Here is a 12,284-nt window from a genome sequence, read left to right as displayed (position 1 = left end):
AGGTATCCGAGAAAAAGAAGAAGAAAATCAAACCACCCGAAGTCCGCCCCATCGAGAAAGAAGAACGCGAAAAGCTACAGCGAATTGATAACAACACGGCTGCATAAAACCCTTCACGGCGTTGGGCGATGCCCACGCGGTTAAACAGTTATAGGCATACTTCATAGCGTTAGCCTGGCGGGCCATGCTGCGACAGATATTTCCAAACATGGAAGTTATTTCGTGACCATTTCTTAGAAAACGATCTTCGGCCCAGAAGTTTTTTGTTGTAAACCACATTGAAATGTCTCAGTGGCGTCGCAACAAATCAGGCTTGAAATCCGAAGGAGAGCCGTGGAAAAGCTTCCGATCCGCACCAAAAGATGAAGTTCGACGAATCCTTGGACTCGGTATGGAAAAGGTTCGCAAACTCGCTAAGATTCGAAACGCTGGCTTGGAAAAGAGGGTTCGCCTTCGTCGCCCTGGTAATGCCCCATCAGTGCGACCCAAGTCAGCACTTTTGAACCATTCCTGTTCTTCAATCAGATGCCGGATTGGGGCATCTCTTCTTTGCTGTAACGCCAGCGTCCTGTCAGAATTCAACGTTCCCGACGTGTTCCAGCAACCACACGACGTGGCGAGGGAGCGAGGCACGACATTTTTTTGCAACGATCCCCGCAGATGGGAACTGTCGTGAAATAGCTTCTCGGTTTTTTTGTAGCTGGGGCCGCCAGGGGTCAGTCCATGATTAGCTGTACGCGACTGAAGCCCTGCCGTAACTCGCTCCACTCGCTACGGCCTACTTTTGGAACAGTCCCAGAATAGCTTCCCGATTTCCCAACCCGAACGCGTAAGCGAGGGATCTTGTTTGACGCGTAAATCCCTCGCTGACGCGTTCGGGTTGGGATTTGGGGGGAATCGAATCTCTTGAAGTTATTTCAGGACAGGTCTTTAGTCGGCGTGCCAAATTTCATCCCCACTGTGCCCCATGTTGGTCAGTTGGGTACGCTAGAAATAGCCCGAATGTTTGCCCCGAGATTCTTTATTGGGGCCACAATTGCTGACTAGATAGAGTTGCCAAATGAATATGACTGTGACCGATAATTTGCCTGAAACTGATGCACCCAAAACGGTGCGGCCGTTTGCTCACCTGCATTGTCATTCGCATTACTCGCTGCTGGACGGCGCGGGCGACATTGGCAAATTGGTCAACCGAGCGTCGGAGCACGGTATGACTGCGATGGCATTGACCGACCACGGAAACCTACACGGTGCACTGGAGTTTTATCGCAAGGCGAAAGCCAAGGATATCAATCCGATCATTGGCTACGAAGCCTACATCGCACCAGGATCGCGTTTTGACAAAGGCGGCGCGTCATCCAGCAAAGACGCCAGCTATCACCTGACGCTGCTTGCCCAGAACCACGTCGGTTACAAGAACCTGATCAAAATGGCGTCGGCTGCTTCATTGGAAGGCTTTTACTTTAAGCCTCGTATCGATAAAGAACTGCTGGAAAAACACAGCGAAGGAATCATCTGTTTGTCGGGATGCGTCAGCAGCGAATTTAGCCGCTGCGTGATGAAGGGACTCGATACCGAGGGCGTTGAAAAACAGGCTCGTGAAATTGCGGGTTGGTTCCACAATGTTTTCGAGGATCGTTACTTCATCGAAATTATGAACAACGGTGTCGAGATCCAGCGTTTGCAATTGGAAAACGCCGTCGATATGGCTAAGCGAATGGGAATTCCTTTGGTTGCGACCAGTGATTGCCACTATGTCAATCAAAGTGACGCCGAAGCACAAGACATTATGCTTTGCATCAACACGGGGCGCTACCGTACCGATTCCAACCGTATGAAGATGGAGAACGATCAGTTTTTCTTGCGCAGCCCGGATCAGATGTATGAAAAGTTTCCAGGGTTGGAAGACGCGTGTGCTCGTAGCCAAGAGATCGCCGACACCGTTCACATCGACATTGAATTCAATAAGTATTTCTTTCCCGGGTTTGAATGTCCCGACGAAAAAACGCCGCTTGAATACTTGCGAGAACTCTGCATCAAAGGGTTGCTGGAACGGTACGAAGGTGACGACGAACGAATCATTGATGGGGAACTGAGTGAAGAGGTGATTGCGCGGCTCAATCGCGAACTTGGCGTGATTGAAAAGCTGGGCTATCCGACATACTTCTTGATCGTCTGGGACTTTGTCATCTACGCTCGCGAAGTCGGCATCAGCGCGACCGCGCGGGGATCAGGCGTGGGGGCGATTGTTTGTTACGCGTTGTACATGTCGCACGTGTGCCCGCTGCGGTACGACTTGCTGTTCGAGAGATTCCTGGACGAATCGCGGACCGAGCCACCTGATATCGATATCGACTTTGAAAAAGAACGTCGGATCGAAGTGATTGACTACGTTAAACGTAAGTACGGCAACGAAATGGTTTGCCAGATCGGAACGTTTGGTACGTTGGCCGCCCGCGCCGCGATCAAAGACGTGGGGCGTGCGTTGGGCGTTCCACTTGGACGCGTCAATCAGGTGACCGAAATGGTGCCTGATGAGTTGAAGATTACGATCAGCAAAGCGATCGAAAAGAGTGCTGACTTAAAGCAAACTTATGAGGGCGATCCAGAGGTCCGCGAATTGCTGGATCTGGCGATGAAAATCGAAGGCTTGGCTCGCAACGTTGGCACGCACGCGGCCGCTGTCGTGATTGGCGACAAACCGCTCGACGAGTATGTGCCGCTGACTCGGGTGCCGGGCAAGCAAGAAGTCATTACCCAATGGGCAATGAACGATGTGGAAGCGTCGGGTTTGCTGAAGATGGATTTCTTGGGCCTTCGCAACCTGACGATCCTGTCGCGAACGGTCAAACTGATCAAGCAAACGACGGGCAAGGACCTGGATTTGCAGCGATTGCCGCTCGATGACAAGGCGTCGTATGCGTTGTTGCAACGAGGTGAAACCAAGGGGGTTTTCCAATTGGAATCAGGCGGAATTCGCGACCTGTTATGCCGAATGAAGCCTGACACGTTCAACGACATTATCGCTACCGCGGCGTTGTATCGGCCAGGCCCGTTGGAAGGCGGGATGGTCGACGATTACGTCAACATCAAGCACGGGCGACAGCAGCCCGAATACAAACACGAGGTGATGAAAGAGGTTCTGGAAGAGACCAATTCGATCATGGTCTACCAAGAACAGGTCATGCGGATTTTGAACCGCTTGGGCAAGATTCCGCTGGCCAATGCGTACACTTGCATTAAGGCGATCAGTAAAAAGAAACAAGCGTTGATCGACGCCAACTACGAAGCCTTTATTGCGGGCAGCATTGAAAACGGGCTGGACAAAAAAGAAGCCGACGACATTTGGAATTTGATCGTCAAGTTTGCCGGTTACGGCTTCAATAAATGTGTTGTTGGCGAAACAGAGATCCTCGATTCGACGACTGGAATCCCCACGACCGTCGAGGAGCTTTTCCATCGCAAAAAAGAATTCACAATTCACGCTTTGGACGAAAACGAAAAACTTGTTCAACGTCGTGTACTGGATGTTGTCTGGAATGGAGTCAAAGAAACCTTCAAGGTTACTCTCCGTTCAGGACGGTCCATCACGGCAACGGGAAATCATCCACTGCGAACCTTTGGGGGTTGGACCGATATCGATGGTATTGCCGTTGGCGACCGAGTGGCTGTCGCTCGTACGATCGACATTGAGAAGCCAATTAAATGGCGAGATCACGAAGTGGTAACGCTGGGGTGGTTGATTGCCGAGGGCAACCTTTGCCATCCATCTTGCCTCTACTTTTATTCCAACGATGAGTCGCAGATCGCTGACTTTGCGAATCACGCAAAGCTCTTCGATCAAACCAAAGCCAGAGTGGACCATCGCGAAGGCGGGCGAATGGAAGTTTGTCTTTCAACCGGGCGAGACACGAGGCTTGACGCGCTCGATCACGCGGGTGTCGGAACGGCGGTGGCGGCCGAGGCGATCAAGGGACTTCGATGCGGCGCATTTGAATGGGCAAAACGACTCGGGCTGACCGGCAAAACGGCCACTGAAAAATCGTTGCCTGAGGAATCCCGTAGACTTGCGCCTGATCAAACAGCCTTATTGCTCGGCCGACTGTGGGCGGGTGACGGTTACGTCGAAAAGCAAGGTCAGCAGTCGTACTATGCAACGTCATCACCGGCGCTGGCTAAAGACGTCCAGTTTCTGCTACAGCGAATCGGAATCGCGTCTCGAGTGACCAAAAAAGAGTTCAAGTATTCGCACCTCGGAAATATGAGCCTTCGCGACGGCTACACGGTTCACTTGATAGGGCATGAATCACGCTGCCAATTCCTTCGTCAAGTTGGGCCTGAGATTGTTGGCAAGGAACAGGCCGTCGAGCTGGCGCTCGATCGAGTCGAGAGCGGCGTTGGATTGACAACGGGTGATCTGATTCCGGCAGAAGTCAGGAAACTGGTACAAGAATCTCGACTTAAATCTGGCCTGACATGGCGTCAATTCGAGAGCGAAACAGGCGTCAGTATGAAGGAGTTCTGCCGCGTTGCACCCTCCGCAAAACGTGGTTTCCAACGGTCGACGATTCGTAAATTAGGGAAACATCTTGAATCAGAATCGCTAACACAGCATGCCGACAGTGATGTGTTTTGGGACGAAGTTGTTTCGATTGAATCGGCGGGCAAACAGGATGTCTACGATTTAGAAGTTGACAAAGATCACAACTTTGTTGCAGGCGGATTGGTTGTTCACAATTCGCACAGTACCGCGTATGCGTTGGTGGCTTATCAGACGGCGTTTTTGAAAGCTCACTATCCGGTTGAGTTTATGGCGGCACTTTTGTCGAGCGACATTTCGGGTCGAAACTTTAAGCGAAAAGATGCGCTCGTTGAGCACATGGAGGACTGCGATCGGATGGAGATCGAAGTCGTGCCGCCGTGCGTTAACAAAAGTGCGTTTGATTTTTCGGTCGAAGGCAAGCAAGTGTTCTTTGCACTTTCCGCGATCAAGGGTTGCGGTGGTGCGACGGGCGTTGCGATTGAAGAAGAACGCAAGAAGAATGGTCCCTACAAAGACATCTTTGATTTCTGCGAACGGGTTGATCCAGCGGCGTGCAACAAGAGTGCGATCGAAACGCTGATCAAAGCCGGCGCGATGGATTGCTTTGGTGCGCACCGCAGCCAATTAGCGGCGGTGATCGAGCGTGCGGTGCAGGCGGGTGCGGCAGTGCAAGCCGACAAAAAGAGCGGCCAAACGAGTCTGTTCGGTGCATTTGATGAAGAAGAGTCCGAAGAGGAATCCGCGGCCCCAACGCCGCTGCCGGAAATGGACGAGTGGCCGGACAGGGAAAAATTGATCGCTGAAAAAGAGGTGCTTGGTTACTACCTGGACAGTCATCCGCTTGCTGAATTTGAAAAGAAGCTTGCAACCTTTCGCACTCACACGATCGACCGGCTTGCCGATGCCAAGGATCGTGACGAAGTGACCCTTGGTGGGATGATCAGCTCCATCAAAGTTGCTCATACCAAGAACCCCAAACCGGGCCAACCGTCGAAGTACGCGAACTTTGATTTGGAAGATATGCAGAGTTCGATTCGGTGCATTTCCTGGCCCAGAGGTTTCGCCAACCACGGCGACAAGATTCAACCTGATGCGGTCGTTTTAGCAAAGGGAAAAGTCGATCGGCGTGGAGGTGGTGATGAAGCCAACTTGATCATCGACGAGCTGACGTTGTTTGAGGAACTGGAAGGCCGCTACACGCACGGAATGCGAATCATGCTGGACGAAAAAGAGCATGGGCCAGAAACCGTTCATGGTCTTCGAGAAATCTTGCGTGGCTACCCGGGGAAGCAAGATCTAATGCTGAGCGTAGAAATGACCGACGGCGATGTGATTCAAATGAAAGTCGTTAAACAAGGTGTCGGAATCACACCCGAGCTTCGTGAACGGCTAGAAGATTTCCTAGGCAGCGGCAGTTACAAACTGCTGATGAGTAAGCCACGTTAGGCAGGGTTTTGTCATTGTATCGGTACCGAGGCTTGCAGCCATTTGCGTTTGTGAGCCGCTGGCCGTAAGGCCTCGGGCTGTCGCGATCGGGCTGATGGAAATGCCCGAGGCGTTACCGCCGGCGGCTCACAAGAGCTTGCCCAGATTCAAAAAGTGAGTTGCCCTGTGAACGCTGGTGAGCAAACTGACTTTGATCGGCTATGCTGCTGCTATGAATTTCCTCTGCCATGCGATTCCTTATTTAGACCAGCCTTTGATGGCGATGTGTACGGGGGTTCCGGACTGGTTGAGTGTGGTTGATCGCAAGATTCGTGCTCGGCGAAAGATGGCCGAGGTTCATCTGGATAGCGATGACAATGAGTTGCAGCAAGTTGCCCACGGGATCATTCGCCACATTGACGATGATCATTGGTTCCACGGCAGCGAGGCTTTTGTGACGACCAATTTGGAATTGGCGGTGCAGCTTCGCGATCGGTTGCCGGGTGATTCTGGTTTTCGCCCGATGTTTGTCGGCCACATCATTATCGAAATGTTGCTCGATGCAGGTTGGCTTCGTCGCGATCCGTCGATCGGAAAACGGTACTACGATTCCATCATCGCGCAGGACGCGAACGTGATCCAGCGGTGCGTGAACACCATCACCGGAAAGCCAACTGAAAAGCTGGCAGGCGTGGTGGAGAAGTACGCCGAGATTAGATTTCTGTTTGACTATCTGGATTACGATTTACTGTTGATGAGACTCAATCAGGTGATGAAACGTGTGGGGCTTTCAGCGTTGCCTGACGAATTGACTGGGTGGCTAGCTGAAACCGACAAGCTGGTTGAATCTCGCCGACAAGAATTGTTAACGCCATCGGATGGCGGGAACCCGTTTAAGTTTTGAGTAATCACAAACTCCTAAGAAAGCACGCCCGTGAAGTATGGCATGAACCTGTTGTTGTGGAACGGCGAAGTCAGCGACGACGTGCTGGTGACCTGCGAAAAACTAAAGGCGATTGGCTATGACGGCGTCGAAATCCCTGTTTTCAACTTGGACCTCGACTATGCCGCCTTTGGAAAAAGGCTCGATTCGATCGGGTTGCAACGCACTGCAGCGACGATTCGTGGCCAGGAAGACAACCCAATCTCGTCAGACCAAAAGACGCGTGACCGCGGGATTGAACAAAACAAGAAAGCTCTCGATTGCTGCGCCGCGTCGGGTGTCGAAACACTCGTTGGCCCCTACCACTCGGCGATTGGTGTGTTCAGCGGCAAAGGACCAACCGAAGACGAATGGAAATGGGGTGTCGATAGCATGCGCAGCGTTGCCGAGTATGCGGCGACCGTTGGTGTTCAATTGGCTGTCGAGGCACTGAATCGATTCGAGTGCTACCTCTTAAACTCTCACGCCGATTCAGCTCGTTTTGTCAGGGACGTTGATCATCCAGCTTGCGGCATGATGTATGACACCTTTCACGCCAACATTGAAGAGAAAGACATTGGATCGGCCATCGCTGCCGGTGGCGATAAGCTGTTCCACATTCATATCAGCGAGAATGATCGCAGCACACCCGGTGCCGGAAACATTCGCTGGGACGAAACGTTTGACGCCATCAAAGCAATTGGCTACGACCATTGGTTAACCATCGAGGCGTTCGGGTTAGCTCTACCAGAAGTTGCGGACGCGACCAAAATTTGGCGGCGAATGTTTGACGATGAGCTAAAACTGGCCGAAGATGGATTGAACTTCATGAAGACGGAAATGGAGAAGAGATCATGAATCAGCTAACATCAAGAACCGTCGCGATGTTGACGGGTGATTTGCTGTTTGCATCGAAGGTTAAGTCTGCTGCTCAGGCCGCAGGCTGGACTTTCTATATGGGCGGCAATTTGCCTGCCGAGAATGCGGACGACATCAAAATTGTGATTTTAGATTTGTCGACGCGAAGCGGTTTGACTGAAAAGATCATCAGCCAGAGCCAAGCAGCCTGTCCCGATGCTCGCGTGATCGCTTACGGTCCTCATGTTCAGGTGGACAAATTGAAAGCGGCTCGTGAAGCGGGAATCCAAACCGTACTGACCAACGGCCAACTGGATGCCAGCGTCGCCGAATTGTTTAGCTGAAGCGGTCGTAGAACCGGACTGCTACTTCCAATCTCCACCGCCTTCTTCGCCTCTTGGATCGCTGCACCACTTTTTGAGTGCCGCGACTGTTTCGTCGCGACCTACTCCGCTGCACCAAAGCGAATCATCGACGTCCAAACGGATTTCGTAATCACCTTCGTGCATGCAGTCCGGTTCACCGCAAAAGTGTGGAACATCGGCAACCCAAACAATCCGATACAACGGAATCCATTTGTCGTCGATCTTGATCAGTGGAGCGTCCAAAAGTCTACCTGTTGGGTTGAGGAAATTTGCCGAGACTCATTTTGGGGCGATCGTGGTCGTTTGTCACTACCGTTCTTAAATGCGAAAGCATTTTTGAAAATGCAATTGCCGGAACTTCGCTCCGCTTGTTCCGGCCTACAACAAAACCGAAAAAACTTTAGGACGCAAATCGTTCTAGCATCCAGTCGGCGATTCGCTGTGACGCTTTTCCATCGCCATAGGGATTATTGATGATTGTGTCGGTGGCTGAGGCCTTTGCTTTTTCGGATCGGCTAGCCAGGGCGTCTGTTACGCGATCGACGATTCGTTGCCGATCGGTTCCGACCAGTTCTGCCAATCCGGCGTCGACGGCTTCTGGGCGTTCGGTTTTTTCTCGCGTGACCAAAACAGCACAATCAAGCGAGGGTGCTTCCTCTTGAACGCCACCCGAATCGGTCAAGACAACGTCAGCTCGATCCATCAACCAAACAAATTCGGGATAGTCTGCTGGTGGAACCAGATGAATGTTGTCGAGTCCACCAAGTCGGTCGTGTACCGGCCCTTGGACGTTAGGATTTAGGTGTACCGGGTAGATGAATTGTGTTTCAGGATGATTGCGGGCCAATTCTGCGATCGCGTCACAGGTATCCGCCAAGCCGCCACCAAAATTCTCGCGGCGATGACCGGTGATTAAGACGACGCTATCGGCCATCGCTGCGGGATACTTTTGGGCCAACGATTCCGTTTCGCTGCGTTGTTTTTCGACGGTGTGCAGAAGAGCGTCGATCACGGTATTGCCGGTGACGCGAACGTTTTCGGCGGGAACCGATTCAGCGAGCAATGCATCGGCACTTCGTTTAGTCGGAGCACAATGAAGCTGGGTCACGATACCGGCGACGCGGCGATTGAATTCTTCGGGCCAGGGAGCCATCAAGTCGCCCGTTCGCAGGCCTGCCTCGACATGGACGACAGGAATATGGTGGTAAAAAGCGGCCATGGCCGACGCCATCACGGTTGTCGTGTCGCCCTGAACGACCACGCAATCCGGTTTTTGCTGCTGGATCACTTCATCAACGGCCAACAAGCAAGCTGAAGTTAGACCGGTCAGCGTCTGACCAGGTTTCATCAGCCCCAGATCGATATCGGGCTTAATCCCAAAGTATCCCAACACTTGAGCGAGCATTTCGCGGTGTTGGCCGGTGCTGCAGACGATTGGCGCAATTGTATCGGGCCTCTTTTGGCACTCCAGAATCAATGGGCTCATCTTGATTGCCTCAGGCCGCGTGCCAAAAACGATCAGCGGCCGCAGGAGCGAGCTGGAGGAAGGAGATGCGTTTGAATTTGGAGCGTTTTGGCGATTTGGAGGGTCAATTGGCGGTTGAGACGTCATCGGTTTTCGGTTCTTTTCGCTTCGGTGAAGTCGGCGTTGGGCTTGGGAAAACAATCCCCGGCGGCTATACATATAGTCCGGAAGCCGGTGCAGAGCGAATCCCGGAAAGGTGAGCGCAGAGCGAATCCCGGAAAAGTGGTGTGCCGATTCTCGGCCGCTCCCGCTTCCCCCTCGTTAGATTACTGAAGACAAGACAAACAGAGTAAGAAGGTCAAGGTCACCGCTAAAAGGGTGACGCAACTGAGAAAGACGCCAAAACAGACACAGAATTGCCACTCCCGGCCCCGAATCATCGACGCCCAGGCCTATCAAGATACGGGCGATCGGTGTCAAACCAATCGACGCCAAAGCGATCGAAACAGAAGCTTTCAGGCATCGAAGCATTCAGGGCAAAAACAGTGGTGGCATCGAATACCTGAGTGCCATCGGCACCGTTCAACCCAATACACCGATACTAAACGACAACCTTTTATGAGATCAGATCACTGGAATTTCCTCGCCAATCTGCTTGGAACCCCTGGACCGGCGGAGCCGCCGAAGAAAGCTGCGGAGCCGCCAGAGAAGGCTGCCGAGCCGCCGAAGAAAGCTGCCGAGCTGGCCGAGAAAACTGCAGAGCCGAGCGAAAAGGCTGCTAATTCTCTCGAGAAAGCTGAGCCGGCGGCGGAAAAAGAAAAAGTTGAAGACAAGCGAGCACCGGAGCCCTCCTTTGGTGGCGAATCTGAAGACGATTCATCGTTTGGAAAAATTGCTGATCAAGTTGATGAGCAACCGATCGCGTTTGCCGCCGAACCCGAAACGGCTGCTGTGGCAGAGGAAAAGCCAGAAAAGACTGCGACCCCAACCCCGGTAGCAACACCGCAGGCCAGCAAACCTGAACCCAAATTTGGTGGCAACGACTCGGGCGATGGCGACGTGCTCGAAGCCCTCACCTCCGTCGAACCGCCACAAGTCTTGCCAGGATTCGGGACACCGACACGTCCCGCTGGTGAATCCTCGTACTCAGCCGCCTCCGGTCCCAAGTCTGATCCGAACGCTTTGGATGAAGCGATTAACCAGCTTGGGAAGGATGAGCTTTCGGCAAACAAACCAAGTCGAGAAAGTCGCCCCAAACGCTCGGAAAACGCTCGCGGAGATTCGGCGTCTTCTGAATCCGATCGCAGTCGATCAGGACGAAATCGCCCTGGCGGTGACGACGAAAGCTCAAATAGCGAAAGTCCCCGACGTGGTCGAAGAGGACGACGTGGTGCTCGTCAACGGATCGGTGAAGAAGATCTGGATCGCGGCGACAGCCCCAAGCAAGATCGTTCATCCAAACCAAGCGCCTTTGATGACATTGACGCAGAATCGGGCAGCGATACCCAGCGAAGCGAACCAAAGCGGGATCGCGACTCTGAAAAATCTTCCGGCGACGAAGATTCCGGTCGATCACGTTCCCGACGAGGACGCGGCAGGGGCCGTGGTCGCGGCGATTCAGCCCACAGCGATTCTTCACGCAGCGATTCTTCACGAGAAGATTCACCTCGCCGCGAACAACGCCCCCAGCGCGGCGGTGCCCGCCGAGGTGGAAGTTCCGAAAGTAGCTCAGACGATCGTCCCCGCAGCGAAAGCGGGCGTTCGGATCGATCGCGTTCGGATCGGCCTCGACAGGAAGTCGCCAAAGACGACGCTGATGATTCAGACTTTGGTGGTTTCGGCGGCGGCCTGCTAGACGATGGTCAGGAAGTCAAAAGCAGTCGAAATCGTGGTAGTTCCTACGACAAGGATTCCAGCGACAAGGATTCCAGCGATGATGATTCCAGCGATGATGACGCACCACGCAGCCGCCGTGGAAGGCGCGGACGTGGTGGTAGAGGCCGCGGACGCGGATCCGAAGAAGGCCAATCCAAAAAGTCTGAAAGCCGAGCATCCGAATCCAGCAGCAACGATCCGCTCGCCCGATCATCGGCCTTTGGCGACGATTTTGATTTCGATGACGATTCCGATTCTTCAGATAGCAGCTCCGACACAAACTCGGCTAGCAGCGAAGAAAAGCCCAGTCGCGGTGGACGTAGTGGGCGAGGCGGACGTGGACGAGGTCGAGGCAATCGTGACAGAAACGAAAGCGATCGCGATGAAGGCCCACGCGGTGATCGAAATGATCGCAGCGATCGAAATGATCGTGACCGCGGCGACCGCGAAGACAACAATCGCGATGACGACAATTCCCGCGGCGGTCGAAGCCGTGGTGGTCGTGGATCTCGAGGACGCAAGGATTCGGATTCGCAAGGCGAAAGCCGTCAACCCAAACGCGCCGCCGTGCCGACTTGGTTGGAGACCATCGATATCTTCGTTGAAAACAACATCGAAAACCACAAAAAGACCAAAGCGGGTCGCGGCGGTTCGGGTGGTGGAAACCGAGGAAGACGTCGCTAGTCGTCAAGGCTTGGCCTGGCCTGATGAAAATGTTTGCGTGGAGGGAAACTGGACGACTTTGGGGGTTTGTGGCTGACCGGCCTCGGTGTTGATTGCAAATTGCAAAATGAACACTGAAAAATGTAAATTGACCAGCAAATACCGCTT

The 12,284-nt window shown here is 53.1% G+C and carries 7 protein-coding genes; 5 read left to right on the top strand and 2 right to left on the bottom strand.

Annotation, left to right across the window (positions count from 1 at the left end):
* Positions 1-1,060: 1,060 nt before the first annotated feature.
* The 4 genes from dnaE (at position 1,061) to RC85_RS22470 (ending at position 8,092) form a co-directional block, all read left to right on the top strand.
* A complete protein-coding gene (dnaE, locus tag RC85_RS22485) occupies positions 1,061-5,989 on the top strand; it encodes a DNA polymerase III subunit alpha (protein WP_068266991.1) in 4,929 nt (1,642 codons plus the stop codon).
* Positions 5,990-6,164: 175 nt separating this feature from the next.
* Positions 6,165-6,872, top strand: coding sequence for a hypothetical protein (locus RC85_RS22480; protein ID WP_235033250.1), 708 nt, complete (start codon positions 6,165-6,167; stop codon positions 6,870-6,872).
* Positions 6,873-6,902: 30 nt separating this feature from the next.
* Positions 6,903-7,748, top strand: a complete 846-nt coding sequence (locus RC85_RS22475; protein ID WP_068266990.1) for a sugar phosphate isomerase/epimerase family protein — start codon at positions 6,903-6,905, stop codon at positions 7,746-7,748.
* On the top strand, positions 7,745-8,092 hold the full coding sequence (locus tag RC85_RS22470; RefSeq protein ID WP_068266989.1) for a histidine kinase: 348 nt from the start codon (positions 7,745-7,747) through the stop codon (positions 8,090-8,092). Before RC85_RS22475 ends, RC85_RS22470 begins: the two co-directional genes overlap by 4 nt.
* Before the next feature lie 21 nt (positions 8,093-8,113).
* Here RC85_RS22470 and RC85_RS22465 read toward each other — a convergent pair whose 3' ends face one another.
* Positions 8,114-8,356 carry a hypothetical protein gene (locus RC85_RS22465; protein ID WP_068266988.1) on the bottom strand — a complete coding sequence of 81 codons (243 nt, stop codon included), beginning with the start codon at positions 8,354-8,356 and terminating at the stop codon, positions 8,114-8,116.
* A 157-nt stretch (positions 8,357-8,513) separates the two neighbouring features.
* Positions 8,514-9,632 (bottom strand): non-hydrolyzing UDP-N-acetylglucosamine 2-epimerase, encoded by a 1,119-nt coding sequence (gene wecB / locus RC85_RS22460; protein WP_261340486.1) that lies wholly within the window; start codon positions 9,630-9,632, stop codon positions 8,514-8,516.
* A 564-nt stretch (positions 9,633-10,196) separates the two neighbouring features.
* Here wecB and RC85_RS22455 point away from each other — a divergent pair.
* The gene (locus RC85_RS22455; RefSeq protein ID WP_068266986.1) at positions 10,197-12,137 is read left to right on the top strand and encodes a hypothetical protein; all 1,941 of its coding nucleotides are present in this window, start codon (positions 10,197-10,199) and stop codon (positions 12,135-12,137) included.
* Positions 12,138-12,284: the final 147 nt, after the last annotated feature.

Origin of the sequence: Rubripirellula obstinata, assembly GCF_001642955.1 — a bacterium.
GTDB lineage: Bacteria > Planctomycetota > Planctomycetia > Pirellulales > Pirellulaceae > Rubripirellula > Rubripirellula obstinata.
The sequence above is the reverse complement of the archived record's forward strand: the minus strand, read 5'-3'. Positions and strand labels throughout refer to the sequence as shown.